We start from the raw sequence: 21,384 nt of genomic DNA, 5'->3' as shown, positions 1-21,384 counted from the left end.
GCCCTTAAGGTTGCCAATCAAAGGCATCCATTTCTTCCAGGCAGGCGCGAAGCAGGCGAATGCTCCCCGCTACATCGGCTTTATTGGCCATCTCGATCACTTGATGCAGGTGTCGGGTCGGGATAGAAATCGCTCCCGCAATGGCTCCCTGCTTTCCCATTCGCTGCACACCGGCCGTATCGGTACCTCCGGCCGTTAGTATTTCGGTTTGAAAAGGGATACCGTTCTTGCTGGCCGTTTCTTTCATAAACTGTACCATCCGGTAGTCACAGATGGCAGAAGCATCCATGATTTTGATGGCGGTGCCCTTACCTAGTTCGGTGATTTTCTCGTGGGCCGCGGCTCCGGGCAGATCAAAGGCAATGGTGGTGTCCAAGGCAATTCCAAAATCCGGATTGATGTGGTGAGCGGATACCTGTGCTCCCCGAAGCCCCACCTCTTCCTGCACGGTAAAGGTCGCGTACACGTCATAGGCGGGAGATTCCAATTCCCGCAGGGTCTCCAGCAGGATAAAAACCGCGATTCGGTTATCAATGGATTTGCAATTCACGCAATTGCCCATTTCCACCAGTTCCCGTTCCCGGGTAATGGGATCGCCTACCTGTACCCATTTTTCCACCTCGGCCTTGTCCATTCCCAGGTCGATGAAATAGTCGGTAAGCTTGGGCAGTTTGGTTTTTTCCTCCGCGGTCATCACGTGAATGGGCTTGCTCCCCATTACGCCGATCAGGTCCTTTTTGCCGTGGACAAGTACCCGCTGTGCGGTCAATGTTTTGGGATCAAAGCCCCCCAGGGGATGAAAGCGCAAAAACCCATTTTCGTCGATATGGGTGACGATAAAACCGATCTCGTCCATATGAGCAGCCACCATCACCCGCTTGTTTTCGGGGTTTCGCTTACCTTTCCTGACCGCGATCACGTTACCCAGATTATCGACCTTCAGTTCGTCCACCAGGTCTTTTACTTCAGATAGAATGAAATCACGGATTTTCTTCTCAAAACCGGGTGCCCCCGGCAATTCACAGATTTGCTTTAGTAACGCTACGTTTATCATTCGCTGCTATTTTTAGATCAATAGGCCCGGATCACTTTGCCTTCCATGTAGTTGACAAAGGCCTTGTTTACCACACGCATACCGCCCTCGGTGGGAAAATCCCCGGTGAAGTACCAATCGCCCCGGTGACCAGGACAGGAGAGGTGCAGGTTATGCACGGTTTGGTAAATCACATGTACATCCGCGTCGATGCTCTCCGAGGTAATGATTTCAGCAATTTTATCGGAAATCTCCTGGTCGGAAAAAGGTTCGTAGATGGCTTTGACAAAATTCTCCTCGGCATCCGGATTGGCGAGGCATTGGTCGTACACCTGGTCCAGGACGTGCTCCATGTCCCGTTCCCGAAGTAGTTCCACTACTGCCCGGAAAGCCACAAAATCCCGCATGCGGGACATATCGATCCCGTAACAGTCCGGAAACCGGATTTGTGGAGCGGAAGAAACGATAATGATTCGCTTGGGTTTGAGTTTGTCCAGGGTGGTGAGAATGCTTTTTTCCAGCGTGGTACCCCGGACAATGCTGTCATCAATCACCACAATGGTATCCACCCCGGAGCGAATCACCTCGTAGGTCGTATCGTACACGTTGGACACCATCACGTCCCGGTCCGAATCGTTGGTAATAAAGGTTCTCAACTTCACGTCCTTACTGACCAATTTCTCCACCCGAGGCCGGAAATTCAGCAAGTCCTCCAGGTCTTCCAGATGGGGTTTTCCTTCTATTAGAATTTCCCTCCGTTTGGCACTCAGGTAGTCTTCCAAGCCTTCGATCATCCCGTAATAGGCCGTTTCCGCCGTATTGGGTATGTAAGAGAAAACCGTATTTTTCAAATCAAAATCGATGGCTTTGAGTATTTGGGGGACAAGTGCCCGGCCCAGGTTTTTACGCTCCCGATAGATATCGGGGTCGGTCCCCCTGGAAAAATAGATTCGCTCAAAGCTACAGCTCTTTTTCTCGCGGGGCGGGATAATTTCGTGTTCCGCGTAGGAGCCGTCCTTGGCAAAAATCAGGGCGTTTCCTGGCTGAATCTCCTTGATTTGTTGATAATCGATATTAAAGGCCGTTTTTATGGGGGGTTTCTCGGAAGCCACGACGATGATTTCTTCATCAGCATAGTAGTAGGCAGGGCGAATGCCACTCGGGTCGCGGACGACAAATCCCGCCCCGTTTCCGACCAAACCGGCCATGGCATAGCCTCCATCAAAATCCCGGCAGCTTCTGCGAAGGATCCGGGCCACATCCAATTCCTGTTCGATGACCTCGGTAATCTCCCGGTTGGTAAACTGCCCTTTGTATTTGTCAAAAATGCGCTGATTTTCCTCGTCCAAAAAATGGCCGATTTTTTCCATCACCGTGACTGTGTCCGTCTTTTCTTTGGGGTGCTGCCCGAGCTTGACCAGATTATCAAAGAGTTCCTCCACGTTGGTCATGTTGAAATTTCCCGCCATCACCAGGTTTCGGCTGCGCCAGTTGTTTTGTTTTAAAAACGGGTGACAGGTTTCGATGCTGTTTTGGCCGTGGGTACCGTACCGAAGGTGGCCCAGCCAGACTTCTCCCGAAAATGCGGTGTGTTCCTTGATCCACGAGGCATCGATCAGGTCCTCCTCGCTTCCCGCTTTTTTCGACTTTTTGTATTTTTTGTTTATTTTTTGAAAAATTTTGGTGACCGCTTCCGATTCTACCGAACGGTACCTGCTGATGTACCGGGTACCCGGGGGGGTATTGATTTTTATATTGGCGATACCGGCACCATCCTGCCCCCTGTTGATCTGCTTTTGCATCAGCACGTACAGCCGATTTGCCGCATAAAAGGGCGTTTTGTATTTGTCAATGTAATATTGTAACGGTTTCCTTAGCCGGATCAGGGCAATCCCACATTCGTGTTTGATCTGGTCACTCATAGTCTACTGGCGGCGTGAATGAAAGAACAAAGTTAATCCTTTTTTTAGGAATAAAATTCCGAATGCTAGCAAACTTAATTAAAAAAATAGAAAACCACCGAGCGTTTCGCTCAATTAAAAAACGCTACCTATTGGGGAAATTCTACTCCCAAAGGGGATATTTTTGCAATCGGATTTGCTTACCAAAGAATCGTTTGGTAGTCTCTTCAAAGGACACCGTGTAATCGGATACCAAAAACCGATCCTCAACGCCGGATTGGGATTTTGCCAGGAGCTGATGGTACCCCAAAAAAGCGGCCACCGACTTTGCAACCGTTTCCGATGCGTCGATCAGGTCCACCTTTCCCCCATAATATTCCCGAATTTGCTGCTTGATCAAGGGGTAATGGGTGCAGCCCAAAACCAGCGCCTCTATATCCGCCAACACCTCCTGAGAAAGGTAGGAAGCAACAATTTCTTTGCTGATATTTTCCAGGTGAAAGCCCTCCTCGATCATGGGTGCCAGCAAGGGGGTTGCCAGGGATTTGAGTTGGATACCTGCGTTCAGCGCGTTGATTTTTTGCAGATACACCCCCGACCCAACGGTTTGTTTGGTGCCGATTAGCCCTACTTTTTGCCCCGCATGGTTTTCCCGGAGGTAGTCCACCACCGGGTCGATTACATTTACGACCTGTGCCTTGGAGGCCACATAGGCTTTAACTAGCTCATAGGCCGCTGCGGAGGCCGAATTGCAGGCAATTAGGATCAACTTGCAGTTTTGCTGCAACAGTACATCCGCTATTTTTATAGAGTAGGCCTGAATGGCGGCCGTGCTTTTATCACCATAGGGCAAATGGGCAGTGTCACCGAAGTAAATGAGTTGTTCGTTGGGGAGAATTTTTTTTACTTCCCGGGCCACGGTCAATCCCCCGATGCCACTGTCAAAAATCCCTATCGGTGCCTGTGCTTTCGTGCCCATTGCGTGCATGCAAATTTTTTAACGCTATACTATTCAGGAATAGGTATTCTGAAACAAAATGTCGGGATTCTCTCCCCTCGCCGAAAAATACCCCAACTGCCGGTTGCCTTTTCGTTAGCGGATCCAGATTCAATTTCGTTTTAAAAATTTCCCCGTTTAAATAAAACCCCCGGATTCACGCATCCGGGGATCTGCAAGCGAAGAGTTACTCGTTAAATTAAACTGCAACAAAGATATAAAAATATTTCAGTAGCCACAACGGGTACGCGGCTGCATCAACATGGGTAGTTTTTACACAGACAAGCCCCCTAATTACTTCGGAGGGGCCAACATAGGAAGTGGCACAATTCCTGCTAATACTGTTGAAAGAACAAAGAACGCATGAAGCTGCAATTGATTTTTCAAAAAGGTGCCCTGTTGGCAATGGTGTTGGTTATCCTTGCCTTACTCAGTGGTTTGCTTAAAAGGAGTACATCGGTACACAACCAAAAGGCCCTGGCAAACGTATACCTTAGCAACAAAGCAGATACGCTGACCATCGCTGCAGACGAATTGCCTGTATCCGTGAAAAACGTGATTAAAACCGACAGCCTTATCAATGATCTCAAGATCACGGCTGTTCGCAAAATATCCCGGAAGAACGACAATTATTACGATGTCTGGTTTCTGGACAGCGATAATTTCAACATCATGGTATTGTACAACAAGGATGGGGTAATTATCAATCAGTGAATGACACGAAACACAGCTAAACCAACGATTACCAGAAAGCACTGATTGCGAAATCGGTGCTTTTGTTTTATATTGATCATCCTTTGGTTGACTCCCCATGGCAAAAATCCTTTTGATCGAAGACGACCTGACGTATTCAAAAATTATCAAAAATTTTTTGGAAAAAAACGGGTATGAACTCAGCTGCAGTACGAAAGTAGCAGAGGGTTTACAGGCATTCGAAAAAAACAAAGCGGACCTGATCATCACCGATTACCGGCTTCCCGATGGCACCGGGATGGAAGTGCTGGATCAGGTCATGCGTCTCTATCCAAAAACCCCGGTCATTCTGATCACCAATTATTCAGACATTCGCACCGCCGTAAAATCGATGAAGATGGGTGCATTTGAATACATTACCAAACCCATTAATCCTGATGAGCTGTTACTTACCGTGGCTCAGGCATTGAAAAAAGAGCCTAAAAAACCTACCCCCGATGTACTACCCAAACCGGACATCCATCGAGCCGACTCCCTGGACCTGAGCTATCAGATAGGGAGCAGTAGCGGTGCCTTGCAAATCGAAAAACACATCGAATTGGTCGCTCCTACGGATCTGAGCATCATCGTGTTGGGTGAAAGTGGCACCGGTAAAGAATACATCTCCAAACGAATCCATCAGAAATCAAAACGAGCAAGTGGACCCTTCGTCGCGGTGGACTGCGGTGCCCTTTCCCGGGAGCTTGCCGGAAGTGAGCTATTCGGTCATGTAAAAGGTGCCTTTACCGGGGCCGTTGACCACAAGACAGGGCATTTTGAGAATGCAAACGGAGGAACGATCTTCCTGGACGAAATCGGAAACCTAAGTTACGAAATTCAAATCAAACTCCTTCGCGCGATACAGGAGCGACAAATTCGTAAAATTGGAGACAACAAAGATATCACCGTGGATGTGCGCATCATCGTGGCGACCAACGAAGACCTGCAAGACCTGGTCAAAGCGGGCCAATTTCGGGAGGACCTCTTTCACCGACTCAATGAATTCAGCATTACCGCACAACCTCTTCGGGAAAGAAAAGAAGACCTGCCGTTTTTTGCAGGGCTTTTTCTGGAAAAAAGCAACGAAAGTCTGGAGCGAAACGTGAGCGGATTCAGTCCCGAGGTGGAAGAAATATTTCGGGAATACCACTGGCCGGGCAATCTCCGGGAACTCAAAAATATTGTCCGCAGGGCGGTGTTGCTTACCGGCGAAGGGCTGGTACAAAAAGAGGCCATTCCCTCCGAATTACTTGAAAACGAGGGCTACGTCAGAAAGGATATTTACTCGGCAACCGACCTGAAGTCTTCTTTTGAAGAACAGGAAAAATCCCTGATCCTCAAAACCCTGGAAGAAATGAAGTTCAATAAATCAAAGACAGCCAAAATGCTCCATATGGACCGGAAAACCTTGTACAACAAACTGGAAAAATACGGGCTGGACTAATCCGCAACTGCGTAGCCAAACCGCTCCGCCAGGTCTTCCAACAAGTCGTTTATTTTTTCCGTTAACTCCCATACCAATTCCTGAATTGCTTCCGTTTTTCCCATTTTGAGTTGCGATTCGATGGCTTTTGCGATGTTTCGTTCCTTGATCTTGAGTTGCCCCAGCCTACTGGAAAGCTGGTGGGCGATGGCCTGAATCTTTTGGTAATCGCCCTCGTCTGCTGCTTTGTTAATTCGAATCAAATCCAACCCGGTCTGGGTATAAAATCCCTCCAGGATATCCTTAAAAAGGGTCTCGTCCCCCATGCAGAACTTTTTGATATCCGAAAGGTCGTACCCGGTCCCTTCGTCGTTTCCTGCAATTGGCCGGGGGGCTGGCAAGCCCACTGCCGCTTGCTGAACCCGACCTTCCTGAACAGGCTCCGCCGGCCGCAGAGCGGTGACCTGCCGCAAACAGGCCGTGATTTTCTCAATTAGCTGGGACTCGTTAAAAGGTTTCAACAAAATACCTTCGAACCCCTCTTTTGCGAGGCTTTCCCTTTCCCTGGCAAACACATTCGCCGTCATGGCCAACACGGGCGTCGCCCGGTACTTCGCCATACTTCTGATCCGGGAAAGCACCTGAAAACCGTCCACTTCGGGCATTTGAATGTCTACAAGGGCCAGGTCAAAGTCCTCCTGAGCAAAGTTTTTTTCAAAATCCAACCCGCCGCTGTAAGCAATAACCTCCGCCCCGCGATTACGCAGCATCAAACCGGCAAATTTCAATCCCATCTCGTCGTCGTCCACTACCAGAATACGAAGTCCCTCCATCCGGTCTAATTGAATCCTTGGTATCTCGGTTTCTTCCTTTTTATCCAGCAAGGTGGTCGGTAACGAAACGACGAATTGGCTTCCTTCTCCAGGCTTACTGGCGACGTCGATTTTCCCTTCCTGCAAATCCACAAGTCTTTTCACGATTGCCAGACCCAGACCGGTCCCTCCGTACCTACGGGATACACTTCCATCCCCCTGATTGAATTCTTTGAACAGGTTTCGCTGCAACTGCGCAGACATGCCGGTGCCTGTATCGCAAACCTGTATCACCAGGCGGCTGCCATTTTCTTGAAAATACACGCGAAGCAGCACCTTTCCTGCATCGGTAAATTTAATGGCGTTGGACAGAAGATTGGTTAGCACCTGATTGATACGCAGTTCGTCTCCAAGAAAAAAGGTGCCTCTGGGGAGCAAGATGGAAAAATCCAAAGCAATTCCTTTTTCCAGCGCTTTCTGCCGGAAAAAGGAATGTTGGTTTTTAAAGAAGGGTACAGGATCAATGATTCCTTTTTCGATTTTGATCTTTCCTGCTTCAAGCTTGGAAAAATCCAGGATGTCATTCACTATACCGAGCAGCGTACCCGAGGCGAAGCGAATCATTTTTACAAACTCCTGCTGATCGGCGTCCAGCGGTGTCTTTGACAGGGCGTCGTTGTACCCCTGTATCACGTGGAGGGGATTGCGTATTTCATGGCTCATGCTGGCCAGAAAATCCTGCTTGGTCCGGGCCAGGTTATCCGATCTTCGTTTGGCTTCCGCCAGTTTTTCCTGATACGTCTCCGACTTCTCGATCTCCCGCACGATGCTGAAAATAAAGCCGGAGGAGCCGATGACGCCTACGACTATGAGTAAGCCTAACAGGAAAGAAAGCTTGTAGGTAAGCGCATAAGCCGATTCGTTTTCGGCCTTCGACTGGAGCAGGGCCTCGTCCTGAAGGGACGTTACGATACGCTGAATATTGATGATCAGTCCCCGATTTTTCTCGTTGAGCTCCTGCTCCAATTCCCGCAACCGAGATCGGAGAAATTGCTCTTCCGTGTTGATATCAAGTACCATTTGACGGACGGCGCAGATGATGGAATCCGAACCAGAGAGGGGTTGGGCGCTCTCCGGATTGACCCGGTTTAGATTCAGGCGAAGCATGGCCAATATTTTTTCCATGTCCTGCTTGCCTCCGGCAGCAAGTAATCCGCTTGAAACCTGTTCCTTGCTGGTTCTTCCGGGTTTGTCTTCGATCTCCTTGCTTTCCGAGGCGGTTCCGGAATTGATTCCTATCCGGATTTTACCCAAACTCTGTAGCCTGCTCAATTCTTCTTTGCGCTTAATTTTACGCTCGATATTGTTGAGGGCCTCCTTGCTGAAATTCCGGGTATACAAGCTTTTCTTGACGTCTTCCAGCCCTTTGTACACCACCATCAGTTCGTTAACACTGTAGTTGATCCGCTTAATCTGAGTCAGTTCGGCAGAATCGGCAGCCATGGCTTCCAATCCATGTATTTCTTCCTGGATCTGCTCGTAATAATTGACATGTTCAGACGTATCGCTTTCGGTCTGCGAAAAAACGCTCCTGGACTTATCCAATTGATAAATATCTGCCAGTAGCTTATTGAGGTTCCGCAGCTTTTCGTTGGGTTCGGCGAGGGATTCTACCGATGCCAACAGTTGCTTGACACTGTAGATGGTCAGCACACCCGCCCCTACGATCAGGCAAATGGCCAAAAAAAATCCCAGGATTACTTTTATTCTTGCATTGAATCTCATAAGAGTGGTTCATTTTACAGGTATCAGTGACTTTAGTCGTACTACCGCGCATAAATGTAACCATAAATTGGAGAATTATATACTTAACCAGCTGAAAGCGAACCTGCTTTTGCGACAGGAATGGGTCCTTCCAAGCGCTCAGGAATTAATCGGAAACCGAAACACCCTCCGTCGGCGGATCGACATCGGCTCGCTGGGTAATGGATTCGAATACGTGGTAGATAGCGTAGTAGGTGACAGGTACGGAGACGACCAATCCCAGGCCAAAAAGCAAAGCGCCCGCGATATTCAGTACCGCAAGCAACAATCCAAAAACAAAGAATTTTAACCATTGTTTATGGACAATCCGCCGGCTGTATTCCAGGGAATTCCAGAAATCCAAACCTGCGAAGATACTGATCAACACTCCAAACATGTAGGCGACCATCAGGTAAATTCCGGGCAGCACCAGGGCCAAAATACCCAGTACGGTCAAAAACTGACCCACTATCCAGACCAATATTACGGGAATATAATACCCAAATCCCTTAAAGAAATCCGGGTAGATTACCGGCTCGTTGATGCTTATTTTGTTGGCTACCAGGTAAAACCCGGCAAACAAGGGGCCCGCCAGAAACAAGGAAAAGACAAACAGAAAATCCTGGGCATACGCCATGAAAAAAAACTGAATCGCCAGGATAAGCAGGGTAAAGGAAATGGAATAGATTTTGACTTTCTTGAAGGTTTCCCAACTTTTTATGAATGCTTCTCTGATATCAAAGTCAAAGGTATCCGCGATGATTACCTCCAGGTGGTTTTTATCCATTTTTCTAAATAGTAGCGTTAGACCTATTTCTTTTTTATCGGGTGATTGCTTCGAGTATATCGTGCTTGGTAATGATGTGTACGCGATGAGCTTCATCCCGTACTAAAACCGCTTTTTCTTTTTCTACCATGGAAGATAGTACGTCTAAGGTACTGTCCAGAGCCACAAAATGCATGGAATCCTCCATCACGTTTTCCACGGTAGCGTCCTTGAGCCCGGGGTTCTCGATTATCTTTAGGAGCAACTTATTATCCGTGAGGCTACCTACCACCTGCCCTTCTTCCATGACCGGAATTTGGGAAACACTCTTCTCGTTCATCAGGGCAATGGCATCCTTTATTTTATCGGTCTTGTGCACCACCACCAGTTGGTACGTATCGCTTCTGCCAAGCACGATATCCCGGGCTGTACCATAGGTCTTGTCTTCCAAAAACCCGTGATTCCGCATCCAATCGTCGTTGTACACCTTTCCCAGGTAGCGGGTGCCATGGTCCGGTAGCAAAATTACCATGACATCTCCCTCCACCAGATTTTCCCGGGCGTATTCCAGGGCGCCGTGTACGGCGGAACCGCAGGACCAGCCCACGAATAATCCCTCTTCCCGGGAAAGCCGTCGGGTCATTACCGCCGCGTCCTTGTCGGTGACTTTTATAAACTGATCGATGACGGAAAAATCGACGTTTTTGGGCAAAATATCTTCCCCGATCCCTTCCGTCAGATAGGGATACACCTCGTTTTGGTCAAATTCTCCCGTCTCTTTGAATTTCTTGAATACGGAGCCATAGGTATCGATACCGATGGACAGGATCCTTTCGTTTTGTTCTTTCAAAAACCGGGATGTCCCGGACATGGAGCCACCGGTACCCACCCCGGCGGCAAAGTGTGTGATGCTCCCTTCGGTGTCCCTCCAGATTTCAGGCCCGGTAGTCTCGTAATGCGCCTTCCAATTGGAAAGGTTATCGTATTGGTTGGGATAAAACGAGTTAGGGATATCTTCATTTAGCTTTTTCGCTACGGAATAATACGAGCGCGGGTCGTCCGGGGCGACATTCGTAGGACAAACAATCACTTCTGCCCCTACTGCCTTCAGAATATCAATCTTTTCGCGGGATTGTTTGTCGGCCATGGTAAAGATGCATTTGTAACCCTTTGCGATCGCTGCCAATGCAAGCCCCATTCCGGTATTGCCACTGGTACCTTCAATGATGGTGCCTCCCGGCTTGAGAATCCCCTCTTTCTCGGCATCTTCCACCATTTTTACAGCCATACGGTCTTTCATGGAATTTCCGGGATTAAAATACTCGACCTTCACCAGTATTTCCCCCGCGATTCCCTTATTCAAGGTGTTTAGCCGAATGAGCGGGGTGTTTCCGATGGTTTCGATGATAGAGTTGTAAATCATGCCCCTGTGATTTTTTTTTATCAATTTACGAAAAATAGCGAAAGAACGAAGGCGCTGTGGGAATAGGTCCTTCCCTGCAAAACCCTTGTTATCGTTGCGCCGCCAATAAGTACAAAACAGCCATGCGGATGGCAACGCCGTTTTCCACTTGCTGCAGAATAATGGAGTGCTCAGAGTCCGCTACGTCAGAGTTTAGTTCTACTCCCCGATTAATGGGTCCGGGATGCATAATGACAATTTCCTTATCCAGTCGGTTGAGGAGTTTTTTACTAATCCCGTAGTACAGGGAATATTCCCTCAGGGAAGGAAAATACTTGATTTGCTGTCGCTCCAATTGAATCCGCAGCACGTTGGCTACATCGCACCACTGGAGGGCACGGAAAACATCCTGCTCCACCTGCACGCCTAGCTCCCGGATGTACCTGGGCAGCAGGGTGGCGGGCCCGCAGACCATTACCTCTGCCCCTAATTTTTGCAGGCAGAAGATATTTGAAAGGGCTACCCGCGAGTGCAGTATATCGCCGATGATGGCCACTTTCTTTCCGGCCACTTCTCCCAGTTTCTCCCGGATTGAAAAAGCATCCAGAAGCCCCTGGGTAGGGTGTTCGTGGGTGCCGTCGCCAGCATTTATGATATTGGCCTGGATGTGTCGCGAAAGAAAATGGGGGGCGCCAGGACTGGAATGGCGCATTACCACCATGTCCACTTTCATGGCCAGAATGTTGTTTACCGTGTCGATCAGGGTCTCCCCCTTTTTTACAGAACTACTGCCCGATGCGAAATTCACCACATCGGCAGAAAGCCTCTTCTCGGCCAACTCAAAAGACAATTTGGTCCGTGTGGAATTTTCAAAAAACACGTTGGCGATGGTAATGTCGCGCAGCGAGGGCACTTTCTTGATGGGTCGGTTAAGTACGGCTTTAAAGTTGTCTGCAGTTTCAAAAATCAATTCAATATCCCCGGGACTGAGGTTTTCTATGCCTAATAAATGTCTGGTGCTGAGCTGCTGCATGGGTACTAGTTATGTTCCTTTTCCGTGATCCAGATGGCGTCTTCGGGAAATCCTTGCGATTGCCATTCCACACTAACGTACTGACTTTCGAGTGTATTGACCTGCCGCCCAAAATAATCTGGCTGAATGGGGAAATCTCGGGTATACTTCCTGTCTATCAATACCATCAACTCTACCTTTTGAGGCCTACCAAAAGCGATCATCGCATCCATTGCTGCCCGGGCCGATCTCCCTTTGTAAAGCACGTCGTCAACTAAAATGACTTTCCTGTTTTCAATCAAAAAATCAATCTTTGTCTCGTTTGCTCGGAGCGGCAGATCCCTTCTCCTAAAATCATCCCGATGAAACGTTGCGTCCAGGTAGCCATAACGAAGACGGAGCTGGCGAATTTCCTGCATGCGTTGAATGATCCTGTCCAGCACCAAGGCACCCCTGGGCTGCAGACCCAGCAACACCGTGTTTTCAAAATCGTCGTGATTTTCTATCAATTGATGACAAAACCGGCTGATGGTGATGGAAATCTGCTTTTGGTCAAGAACGAGTCGCTTTTGCATGATTGAAATTTGAGGCAAATATAGAAATTATTTGCGGGAGGCGCTCCGGCCTATAAGAAATCATCCACTTTAATTTTGGTGAAAAAGTTTACGTCGCGGCTTTGTACGCGTCCGTCTTCGTCTTGGTACCGGATCCGTTGTTTACCACTTAGCAAGTAATAGTCGGCATACCACCATTGCAGCTGCAAGGTGTTTTCCTTTGTACTGGCGATCCGTTCATTTTCCCGGATTAGCTCGATTTCAAACGATTCGTTTTCCATGACCAGCTCCCCGTCATTGATCTGACTTAAGATCAGGCTGGTTTCATCCAGGTACATATAAAAAAGGGTTCGTCCGTTAAAACTCACTTCTCCATACTTGATCGGTTCCGCCTTGCTGTCGCTGTTTAAATTCACGGTGTTGTCCCAGATGATCTTGCCTTCGGCATCCAAAAGGATAAACTGGGCCGCCAGGTATTTGTATTGGTTACTTACCTGTGTATTGCGAAACCGGGGATCCATCCACAGTGGATTGAACAAGCCCCCGTACCCGCCCATCATGGGGTTAAGCCGGTAAAAATTACTGGCATACATACCGTCTCTGGGGATCGCTCTGGAGGAAGAGGAAATAAACAGGTCGTTGTACACCAGATAGTAGCCATCGGCCGCATTGATTTCCCGGGTTACGATCACGTTTCGAATCGGAATATTTTTGTCCCGATTGAGGCTTCTTTCCACCTTTTTAAGCTTTCGTTCCCTGGCTTTCTCGGGTAAATAGTTGTAAAAATTTTCGAAATCAGGTACGGTATAAAACGTGTTTTCGTATTCGCCGAATTCGTTGATTCGGGTGAAATAAAGCCCCTGGTAGGCCTCCTTTCGTCGCAGACCGTACGGACCGATAAGTGCTTGCTTGTAGTTGTGAGAGGAGGTCAGCAAGCCTTCCACGATCTCCATGGAAGGATCTCCCAGATCGTCAATTTTAACCTCCCGAAGCTTATTTCCGTTAGTGTCAAAGGTAAGCACCGATACGATCTTCTTCTTGTAAAAATCACGCCGGCTCATGACCACGTCGAAGATGTTCAGGTCCGGATCTTTTCTCATTTGCAAGATTCGCGCGTCTTTTTCAAACAGCCCTGGCACCGTAATTACCTCCTGGCTTACGATGTCAAAAATCTGTATTACGGGGCGGAAATCGTATTTGCCCAGAAATACTGCCTGCTTGTTAAACACCAGAAAATCCTGCAGTTCCATTTCTAAAATGCTGTTCAGCTCCAACTCACGAAGCTGCTGATTTTCCAGATTGATTTCAAAAATGGCCATCTCCGAATCGTATTGAGAGCCTTTATTAAAAAGCACGTATAAAAACTCTTTGTCCAGATCGAAGCCCACCAATTCGTAATAGCCATCCAGGCTGACCAGACGGGAAAATTCCGACCGTAGTTGAAAGTCAGACACCAGGTATTGAAATTTATCTTTTCTACCATAGGGTGTTTCCGACTTCATGCGGAAGGCGACCATCCCCCCTTCTCTGGGCAATACGAAAAAATCATCGTCCCCCCAGTCCGTTTCTACTTCCAACCGTTGGGTAAATTGAACCTGGGCCTCAACCCTGGTGAGCAAAAAAAACAGCAACCCGACAAAGGCTATATGTAAGGGTATTTTATTCATAATTGGTGATATTTTGCTGGGTAAACGCACCCTGATTTTTTTGGTAGCGGTGCGCTTGCGGTGCAATCCGGTTCTACTTGGTACATACACCCATTGCCTCAAATTTGTTCAATCGTCGGGAGCAATTTCCAATTCCGTTGTCACAGGTCGTTGGGGCAGTGCCGGTTTTTCATTTCTGGCTTAAGTTAAGACTATTGATTTTATTTTAAAACAAATATTACGGACATTTGCAGGGAAGCCATCTGAAACGAATACACCTTGGATAACAAAGAAATTGTCTCCATCCTGCAATTAACCGTACAGCTGATGGAGCTGCACGAGGAAAACCCCTTTAAAATCAGAGGGTACCAATCTGCCGTTTCCAGCATCGAACGGGAGGGAAAGCCCCTGGGCGACCTCAGCATTAGCGAACTACGAGAGTTTCCCGGGATTGGAAAAAGCCTGGCAGAAACCATATCCCATATTCGGGAATCCGGGTCCCACCCCCTACTCGATACCTTGCTGGAAAAAACTCCGGATGGCATCCGTGACTTGCTAAAGATAAAAGGATTGGGGCCCAAAAAAATCAAAACCCTATGGAAGGAGCTTGAAATCACGTCCACCCACGAGCTCATGGAAGCCTGTCAGTCGGGGCAGGTGGCCAAAATCAAAGGTTTTGGGGAAAAAACCCAGAATAGCATCGTGCAAAAACTGGAGTTTATCGCCGCAAACCGGGGAAAGTGGTTGTATGCGGACATCGATGAGGTAGGAAAAGCCATTCAAGCGTCCCTGGAAAAGGCCCTCGACCAGGAACTACTGGCACCGGTGGGTGCGTATGGCAGAATGTCCGAAATCGTGGAAAACCTGACTTTTCTTTTGGGAACAAGCGCCCCCGGGGAAAGCTTAAAGAAAATAGACACCATCAAGGAACTGCATCGCGAAGAGCGTTATTGCAGTCCCTTCCGCTGGCAGGGAGCATGGGAACCCCTGGGCCTGCAGGTGGTGATTTTGCTACGGGACAAAACAGACTTTATTCGGCAAAGACTCCTTAAAACTTCCAGCCACTCGCATTTGATGCATCCCCTATCAGGTGAGGGTACCCTAGGCGAACATTTCCATAAGGCAGCCTTCGTTTCTGAAGAAGAGGCTTACGCTTCGGCCGGGCTTCCGTACATTCCCGCAGCGCTCCGGGAAGGAAACGGTGAATTGGAATGGGCACAACAGCATTCTCTGGAGGAACTGCTTACCGTGGATGACTTAAAGGGACCGCTGCACAATCATTCCACCTACAGCGACGGAAAAAACAGCCTGCGGGAGTTGGCCGAATACTGTAAAAATGCGGGATACGAGTACCTGGGAATGGCCGATCACAGTCGTTCCGCCTTTTATGCAAATGGCCTGGACGAGGACCGCATTCGCCGGCAACACGAAGAAATCGATCGGCTAAATGAGGAACTGGCCCCCTTCCGCATATTTAAAGGCATCGAAAGCGATATTCTGATGGATGGAAGCCTGGATTACGAAGCGGAGGTGTTGGCTGGCTTTGACTACATCGTGGCATCCATTCACTCCGGCCTGAGTATGGACGTCAAAAAGGCAACGACACGCCTTATCCGCGCCATTCAAAACCCCTACACCACCATTCTGGGCCACCCGACCGGCCGCTTGTTGCTTCGCAGGGAAGGCTACCCGATTGATCACCGGGCGGTCATTGAGGCCTGTGCCGCGCATCAGGTGGTGATTGAAATCAATGCCAATCCCTGGCGCCTGGACCTGGATTGGCGCTGGGTCCGCTATGCCATGGAGCAGGGAGTAATCCTCAGCATCAACCCGGATGCCCATGCTAACGAAGGCATCTGGCACATGAAATACGGCGTGATCGCCGGAAGAAAAGGGGGACTTACCAAAGACATGACACTCAATACAAAATCCGCAGACGAGCTGTCCGACTACTTCGAAAACCGCAAAAAAAACAAGGCATGAAGGAGACATCAAATGCTGTGGAACAACTGCTTTCCCGGTCATTTCTTGCCGGTTTGGCGGGCATTTTGAGTTGCGTGACTCCCCTGGTGCTGTTTGCCATGCAGTGGCCCGGACAATCCTGGGGAAATTACCTCACCGGTCTGGGACTTGCTTTGCAACTGCTCGGACTGAGCCTGGCCGTACTGGCCTTGCGTAAAAAAAACCTTACGCCTACCCAAAAAGAAAAAGCAAAGAAAATGGTCCTGGTTTTAGGCGTTTCCTTGCTATTCTTCATGTTGGTTTGACCTGTAGTCCTTTACTCGGTGCAGCCCTGGCTTCCGATGCCTTTGTATCCTTCCAGGCTATTACAGGACCTTCCTTGGTGCTACCTGGCTGCAATTCGTTCGAATTTGTGACAAAACACTTGCGCTATTTCCCTCAAAAGCCTACCTTACTGTATTGTTTGTTTCCCAGGAAAATAACCTCCCATGCACAGAAGGACCTCCCTTAAAAAAATGCTTTTGGCCGCCGGTTCCGGCGCACTCCTGCCTGGCATGACGGCCAGCGCTTCTCAAAAAACACGGCCAGGAACGTCCGCTCCGGGTCCCCTTTACCTGTTCACCAAGGTCCTTCAGTGGCTCCCCCTGGAGGAAGTTCCCCAGACGGTTAAATCCATGGGCTTTGAAGGAATCGACCTTCCGGTGCGGAAGAATGGTTTTTTTGACAGGGATGAACTGCTGACCAAGTTGCCTCCGCTGGTCCGTGCAAGCGAACGCCTGGGCTTGAGCCGACCCGTTCTCACCACGGACATGAACGTGCATCAGCTAGATCAAATGGATGAATTTCTTAGAACACTGGCCGGAGAGGGCATCAACGATTACAGAATGGGGTACCTGTCCTTTAATTCTAAGGATATTGTAGGGGAACTCAAAACGCTGAATGGATCCATGCGAAAACTCGCCACGCTTCACGAAAAACACGGGGTCAACGGACACTACCAAAACCATGCAGGGCGGAGAATAGGGGGATCGATCTGGGAAATATACCACCTGCTGGAGGGCATCGATCCCGAACACATTGGAGTACAATTTGATCTGCGGCACGCGCAGGTGGAAGGCTACCAATCCTACGAAAACGTGTATCATTTGATAAAGGATAAAATCCGGAGTTTTGACCTGAAAGATTTCGTTTGGGGAAACCCCAACGAACAGGGAAACCGACCCCTGAATGTGCCCCTGGGAAAAGGCGAGGTGAATTTCAAGTTGCTTCTCGAACACGAAGGCTTTACCGGCCCCTTGCCCAAAATACTGCACGTTGAATACGATCTGGGAGGGGCCGAACACGGCAATTCCAACCCCAGCATGGAAGGAAAAAAAATTCTGGCCGCCATAGAGGAAGATGTACACACGTACCGAAAACAAATGGGAACTTGAATGGGGGATCCCTAGGTCTCCCCAAGTGCCGCTGCCAACAATCGTTTGACTGGCTCGGGGTGGGACATCGCCAGCGCTTTTTGTTGCCCCTTTTCCGACATCTTATTCCAGGTTTTCTGGAGGATACCTATCAGTTTATGCGTTTCGTCCAGATGCTTTTGAATAAAATCCTGGAAATAGTATTTCAGGAAAACCAGACAGACCACATCTTCGAGCGCCTGCACCTCAGGATCCGTTTTTAATCGCCGCTTGTTCAGCAAATCCTCCACCTTTCGGATTTCCAGCTCCGAATACCCGTTGTCTTTCATGATGTTTCCGGCCAGCTCTCCGTGAAACTGCTTGAGCCTTGTTCGCCAACGCAAATAGCCCTTTCGGTCCATCGGGTAGTCAGTCCTGGGGATGGTCCACCGCTGGATGTGCTGTGCCCGGGCCGCGAGCCTCAGGCATTCCTGCGCATCCGGATAGGTTTCGATTAACATTTCCGACATGCGGATACCGTAGATCAGTTCTTTGGGAATTGGCTTCCCGTTTACCAGCTCCTGATGGGGATCCTGTTCGTTCGCTGCGTCCATCTCACTGATGGTTTTTCTAAATCGGGCTTCACTGATTTCACTCATAGCTGGGTCTTCTTGGTAGGCGAAAGCTACAAAATTTACCCGGGATTCCCCAGGCCAAATTTGCTCCCTGCCGAACAGTAGCGGGCACCGCTCATTTCCCTGCCAGGCGTACCAGCCGACTACAGGCAAGGAGCAGCATGCCTTGTCTGCCCGTGATCCTCGAACGATTGAACCGGTATATAAGCCCCCGGTAGGCATGGCTTTTTGAGCTAATGATGGAGGACAGGTTCGGTCCCCTCATTTTTTTATGGGTAGGACAATATCCGAAAAGAACCGGGCGATCCGGTCCTCCGCTGCGCGAAACCCGTTGGGGTAAAAAAAGGCTTTTCCGTGTATCTTTAATAAATTTGTTTAATTTTGCACCAATTTAGCCAAAAGTAACGCCATCAAAAAACCATCAAGCATGCCAAAAGACAGTAGCATCAAACATGTTCTCATCATCGGAAGCGGCCCCATCATCATTGGTCAGGCCTGTGAATTTGATTATGCCGGATCCCAGGCAGCCCGATCGCTGCGGGAGGAAGGAATCAAAGTAACCTTAATCAATTCTAATCCGGCCACCATCATGACCGACCCGGTAACAGCGGACAACGTGTACTTGTTGCCATTGGAAAAAAAATCCATTGTACAGATCTTAAAAGAGCACCCAGACATTGATTGCGTACTGCCGACCATGGGTGGACAGACCGCGTTGAACCTGGCCATCGATTGTGACAAGGCCGGCATCTGGCAGAAGTTCGGTACCAAAATGATCGGTGTGGATATTGATGCCATCGAGACTGCGGAAAACAGAGAGAAATTCAAGGCATTGATGGAGAAATTGAACGTGGACGTTTGCATGGGCAGAACCGCCAGGTCCTTTTTGCAGGGCAAAGAAATAGCCCAGGAAATCGGCTTTCCACTCGTCATCCGGCCTTCCTATACCCTCGGTGGGACCGGTGGAGGCTTTGTGGACGGACCGGAAAACTTCGAAAAAGCACTTAGCGCCGGATTGCAGGCCTCTCCCACCCATGAGGTATTGATCGAACAAAGCATCCTGGGTTGGAAAGAGTACGAATTGGAAGTGTTGCGGGACAATATTGGCAACATGGTGGTCATCTGTTCCATTGAGAATTTCGACCCCATGGGCGTGCATACCGGTGATTCGATTACTGTGGCTCCTGCCATGACCCTGCCCGATACCGTGTACCAGGAAATGAGAAACAAGGCCATTCGCATGATGGAAGGTATCGGAAATTTTGCCGGAGGATGCAACGTGCAATTTGCCGTAAGCCCGGACAACCAGACCATTATCGGCGTAGAGATCAACCCCCGGGTATCCCGTTCTTCGGCACTGGCCTCCAAAGCCACCGGATACCCCATCGCGAAAGTAGCCGCCAAACTCTCTATCGGATACAATCTGGACGAGTTAAAAAATTCGATCACCGGAAACACCTCGGCATTTTTTGAACCGGCCATTGACTACGTTATCGTTAAAATCCCTCGGTGGAATTTTGACAAGTTCAAAGGCTCCGACCGAAAACTCGGCTTATCCATGAAAGCCGTTGGCGAGGTGATGGGTATCGGAAGAAATTTCCAGGAAGCACTTCAAAAAGCCTGTCAATCCCTGGAAATCAAGCGAAACGGTTTGGGAGCTGACGGAAAGGAAGTCAAAAATCAGGACGAAATTTTGTACAGTCTCGCTAATCCAAGCTGGAACAGGCTGTTTCATATCTACGATGCCTTCAAGCTGGGCATCTCATTCCGAACCATTCAGGACCTGACGAAAATTGACAAATGGTTTCTCAAACAAATCGAGGAATTGGTGCAGTTGGATAGTGTGCTGAGCAAAGAAACGCTGGAGACCATCAGTTTGGACCTGATGAAAAAGGCCAAACACAAAGGATATGCCGACCGGCAAATCGCCCACCTACTGGGCTGTCTGGAAAGCGAGGTTTTTCAGAAACGACGGGAAGAAATGGGCATCCGCCGGGTGTTCAAACTGGTCGATACCTGCGCTGCAGAATTTGAAGCACAAACCCCCTATTTTTATTCCAGCTTTGGCGAAGAAAACGAATCGCACGTTTCCGACAGAAAAAAAGTGGTGGTCCTCGGCTCCGGTCCTAACCGGGTGGGCCAGGGCATCGAATTCGATTACTCCTGCGTACACGGGGTACTGGCAGCAAAAGAATGCGGCTACGAGACCGTGATGATCAATTGCAACCCCGAAACGGTCTCGACGGACTTTGACATTGCCGACAAGCTGTATTTTGAACCGGTGTTTTGGGAGCACATTTACGAGATCATCCTTCACGAAAACCCCATCGGTGTCATCGTCCAGCTTGGAGGCCAAACGGCTCTCAAACTCGCAGAAAAACTCGATAAGTACAACATTCCGATTTTGGGTACCAGCTTCCGAGCCCTCGATCTGGCCGAGGACCGGGGCCGGTTTTCAAACTTATTGAAGGAAAACGGCGTCCCCTACCCTGAATTCGGCACCATTCACAGTACGGACGAAGCGCTGGACCTATGCAAAACCCTGGGTTTTCCCTTGTTGGTACGACCTTCCTATGTACTCGGTGGACAAGGCATGAAGATTGTCATCAACGAGAAGGAGTTGGAACAACACGTGGTAAACGTGCTCCGAGACATTCCAAACAACGAAATCCTGCTGGATCATTTTCTTGAAGGGGCCATCGAGGCCGAGGCAGATGCCATTTGCGATGGAGAAAATGTCTACATCATCGGCATCATGCAGCACATAGAGCCCGCAGGTATTCATTCCGGCGACTCCTACGCGGTATTGCCGCCCTACAACCTGGGGGACCTGGTGGTCCGGCAAATAGAAACCTTTACCGAAAAGATCGCATTGGCACTGGAAACAAAAGGATTAATCAACATTCAGTTTGCCATCAAAAACGATAAAGTATACGTGATCGAGGCCAATCCAAGAGCCTCCCGTACCGTGCCGTTTATCTGCAAGGCATACCAGGAGCCTTACGTAAACTACGCCACCAAGGTGATGTTAGGTGAAAACAAGGTGACCGATTTCGACTTCGCTCCGGTGAAAAAAGGGTATGCCATCAAAGAACCGGTGTTTTCCTTCCATAAATTCCCGAACGTTAACAAAGAACTGGGACCAGAAATGAAGTCCACCGGTGAGGCCATCTATTTCATTGATGACCTGATGGATGATTATTTCCTGAAAATCTATGCCGAAAGAAACCTGTATCTGAGCAGGTAACCATCGCATCCTCGATCTCCTCCCGGCTTCCGGAAACGGAAGCCGGTTTTTTTACCGGCATCTGTCCA

At 49.0% G+C, this 21,384-nt stretch carries 17 protein-coding genes; 6 read left to right on the top strand and 11 right to left on the bottom strand.

Annotated features, from left to right (window positions below; genetic code table 11):
• Window positions 1-4: 4 nt before the first annotated feature.
• From ABWH99_RS07790 to murI, 3 genes are all read right to left on the bottom strand, one after another.
• On the bottom strand, window positions 5-1,054 hold the full coding sequence (locus ABWH99_RS07790) for a M42 family metallopeptidase (RefSeq protein WP_375585724.1): 1,050 nt from the start codon (window positions 1,052-1,054) through the stop codon (window positions 5-7).
• A gap of 17 nt (window positions 1,055-1,071) precedes the next feature.
• Window positions 1,072-2,955, bottom strand: a complete 1,884-nt coding sequence (locus ABWH99_RS07785; RefSeq protein WP_375585723.1) for an amidophosphoribosyltransferase — start codon at window positions 2,953-2,955, stop codon at window positions 1,072-1,074.
• A gap of 142 nt (window positions 2,956-3,097) precedes the next feature.
• Window positions 3,098-3,913, bottom strand: coding sequence for a glutamate racemase (gene murI / locus ABWH99_RS07780; protein WP_375585722.1), 816 nt, complete (start codon window positions 3,911-3,913; stop codon window positions 3,098-3,100).
• 381 nt (window positions 3,914-4,294) lie between these two features.
• Between murI and ABWH99_RS07775 the strand changes: the two genes are divergently transcribed.
• Window positions 4,295-4,645 (top strand): hypothetical protein, encoded by a 351-nt coding sequence (locus ABWH99_RS07775; RefSeq protein ID WP_375585721.1) that lies wholly within the window; start codon window positions 4,295-4,297, stop codon window positions 4,643-4,645.
• A gap of 97 nt (window positions 4,646-4,742) precedes the next feature.
• On the top strand, window positions 4,743-6,107 hold the full coding sequence (locus tag ABWH99_RS07770) for a sigma-54-dependent transcriptional regulator (RefSeq protein ID WP_375585720.1): 1,365 nt from the start codon (window positions 4,743-4,745) through the stop codon (window positions 6,105-6,107).
• Here ABWH99_RS07770 and ABWH99_RS07765 read toward each other — a convergent pair.
• The 6 genes from ABWH99_RS07765 to ABWH99_RS07740 form a co-directional block, all read right to left on the bottom strand.
• A complete protein-coding gene (locus tag ABWH99_RS07765) occupies window positions 6,104-8,683 on the bottom strand; it encodes an ATP-binding protein (protein WP_375585719.1) in 2,580 nt (859 codons plus the stop codon). The two genes, ABWH99_RS07770 and ABWH99_RS07765, sit on opposite strands and share 4 nt — an antisense overlap.
• Window positions 8,684-8,828: 145 nt before the next feature.
• Window positions 8,829-9,488, bottom strand: coding sequence for a hypothetical protein (locus tag ABWH99_RS07760; RefSeq protein WP_375585718.1), 660 nt, complete (start codon window positions 9,486-9,488; stop codon window positions 8,829-8,831).
• A 34-nt stretch (window positions 9,489-9,522) separates the two neighbouring features.
• The gene (locus ABWH99_RS07755; protein ID WP_375585717.1) at window positions 9,523-10,890 is read right to left on the bottom strand and encodes a cystathionine beta-synthase; all 1,368 of its coding nucleotides are present in this window, start codon (window positions 10,888-10,890) and stop codon (window positions 9,523-9,525) included.
• A gap of 88 nt (window positions 10,891-10,978) precedes the next feature.
• Window positions 10,979-11,902 (bottom strand): aspartate carbamoyltransferase catalytic subunit, encoded by a 924-nt coding sequence (locus ABWH99_RS07750; RefSeq protein WP_375585716.1) that lies wholly within the window; start codon window positions 11,900-11,902, stop codon window positions 10,979-10,981.
• A 5-nt stretch (window positions 11,903-11,907) separates the two neighbouring features.
• Window positions 11,908-12,456, bottom strand: a complete 549-nt coding sequence (pyrR, locus tag ABWH99_RS07745) for a bifunctional pyr operon transcriptional regulator/uracil phosphoribosyltransferase PyrR (protein ID WP_375585715.1) — start codon at window positions 12,454-12,456, stop codon at window positions 11,908-11,910.
• A gap of 50 nt (window positions 12,457-12,506) precedes the next feature.
• Entirely contained in the window at window positions 12,507-14,102 is a 1,596-nt protein-coding gene (locus ABWH99_RS07740) for a transcriptional regulator (RefSeq protein WP_375585714.1), read from the bottom strand.
• Window positions 14,103-14,360: 258 nt separating this feature from the next.
• On the opposite strand from ABWH99_RS07740, the gene ABWH99_RS07735 reads away from it, so the two are divergent.
• From ABWH99_RS07735 to ABWH99_RS07725, 3 genes are all read left to right on the top strand, one after another.
• Window positions 14,361-16,064 (top strand): helix-hairpin-helix domain-containing protein, encoded by a 1,704-nt coding sequence (locus ABWH99_RS07735; protein ID WP_375585713.1) that lies wholly within the window; start codon window positions 14,361-14,363, stop codon window positions 16,062-16,064.
• Window positions 16,061-16,348, top strand: a complete 288-nt coding sequence (locus tag ABWH99_RS07730) for a hypothetical protein (RefSeq protein ID WP_375585712.1) — start codon at window positions 16,061-16,063, stop codon at window positions 16,346-16,348. Before ABWH99_RS07735 ends, ABWH99_RS07730 begins: the two co-directional genes overlap by 4 nt.
• Before the next feature lie 183 nt (window positions 16,349-16,531).
• Window positions 16,532-17,476: a sugar phosphate isomerase/epimerase family protein gene (locus ABWH99_RS07725; RefSeq protein ID WP_375585711.1), complete on the top strand. Its 945-nt coding sequence runs from the start codon at window positions 16,532-16,534 to the stop codon at window positions 17,474-17,476.
• An 11-nt stretch (window positions 17,477-17,487) separates the two neighbouring features.
• Here the strand turns inward: ABWH99_RS07725 and ABWH99_RS07720 are convergent, their stop codons facing one another.
• On the bottom strand, window positions 17,488-18,093 hold the full coding sequence (locus ABWH99_RS07720) for a DUF4202 domain-containing protein (protein ID WP_375585710.1): 606 nt from the start codon (window positions 18,091-18,093) through the stop codon (window positions 17,488-17,490).
• Between the two features lie 91 nt (window positions 18,094-18,184).
• Complete coding sequence (locus ABWH99_RS07715; RefSeq protein ID WP_375585709.1) at window positions 18,185-18,334, bottom strand: hypothetical protein; 150 nt, start codon at window positions 18,332-18,334, stop codon at window positions 18,185-18,187.
• A 162-nt stretch (window positions 18,335-18,496) separates the two neighbouring features.
• Here ABWH99_RS07715 and carB point away from each other — a divergent pair, with 162 nt between their 5' ends.
• Window positions 18,497-21,316 carry a carbamoyl-phosphate synthase large subunit gene (carB, locus tag ABWH99_RS07710; protein WP_375585708.1) on the top strand — a complete coding sequence of 940 codons (2,820 nt, stop codon included), beginning with the start codon at window positions 18,497-18,499 and terminating at the stop codon, window positions 21,314-21,316.
• Window positions 21,317-21,384 lie beyond the last annotated feature (68 nt).

Source organism: Cyclobacterium xiamenense (assembly GCF_042140265.1).
Classification (GTDB): Bacteria; Bacteroidota; Bacteroidia; order Cytophagales; family Cyclobacteriaceae; genus Cyclobacterium; species Cyclobacterium xiamenense_A.
Note: the sequence above shows the minus strand (reverse complement) of the source record. Positions and strands in the feature narration are given on the sequence as shown.

Coding starts and splice junctions, on each gene's coding strand:
- ABWH99_RS07715 (WP_375585709.1), bottom strand. CDS start 18,334: ATGAGGGGACCGAACCTGTCCTCCATCATTAGCTCAAAAAGCCATGCC.
- ABWH99_RS07730 (WP_375585712.1), top strand. CDS start 16,061: ATGAAGGAGACATCAAATGCTGTGGAACAACTGCTTTCCCGGTCATTT.
- ABWH99_RS07765 (WP_375585719.1), bottom strand. CDS start 8,683: ATGAGATTCAATGCAAGAATAAAAGTAATCCTGGGATTTTTTTTGGCC.
- ABWH99_RS07790 (WP_375585724.1), bottom strand. CDS start 1,054: ATGATAAACGTAGCGTTACTAAAGCAAATCTGTGAATTGCCGGGGGCA.
- ABWH99_RS07740 (WP_375585714.1), bottom strand. CDS start 14,102: ATGAATAAAATACCCTTACATATAGCCTTTGTCGGGTTGCTGTTTTTT.
- ABWH99_RS07760 (WP_375585718.1), bottom strand. CDS start 9,488: ATGGATAAAAACCACCTGGAGGTAATCATCGCGGATACCTTTGACTTT.
- ABWH99_RS07755 (WP_375585717.1), bottom strand. CDS start 10,890: ATGATTTACAACTCTATCATCGAAACCATCGGAAACACCCCGCTCATT.
- ABWH99_RS07770 (WP_375585720.1), top strand. CDS start 4,743: ATGGCAAAAATCCTTTTGATCGAAGACGACCTGACGTATTCAAAAATT.
- carB (WP_375585708.1), top strand. CDS start 18,497: ATGCCAAAAGACAGTAGCATCAAACATGTTCTCATCATCGGAAGCGGC.
- pyrR (WP_375585715.1), bottom strand. CDS start 12,456: ATGCAAAAGCGACTCGTTCTTGACCAAAAGCAGATTTCCATCACCATC.
- ABWH99_RS07775 (WP_375585721.1), top strand. CDS start 4,295: ATGAAGCTGCAATTGATTTTTCAAAAAGGTGCCCTGTTGGCAATGGTG.
- ABWH99_RS07725 (WP_375585711.1), top strand. CDS start 16,532: ATGCACAGAAGGACCTCCCTTAAAAAAATGCTTTTGGCCGCCGGTTCC.
- murI (WP_375585722.1), bottom strand. CDS start 3,913: ATGGGCACGAAAGCACAGGCACCGATAGGGATTTTTGACAGTGGCATC.
- ABWH99_RS07750 (WP_375585716.1), bottom strand. CDS start 11,902: ATGCAGCAGCTCAGCACCAGACATTTATTAGGCATAGAAAACCTCAGT.
- ABWH99_RS07720 (WP_375585710.1), bottom strand. CDS start 18,093: ATGAGTGAAATCAGTGAAGCCCGATTTAGAAAAACCATCAGTGAGATG.
- ABWH99_RS07785 (WP_375585723.1), bottom strand. CDS start 2,955: ATGAGTGACCAGATCAAACACGAATGTGGGATTGCCCTGATCCGGCTA.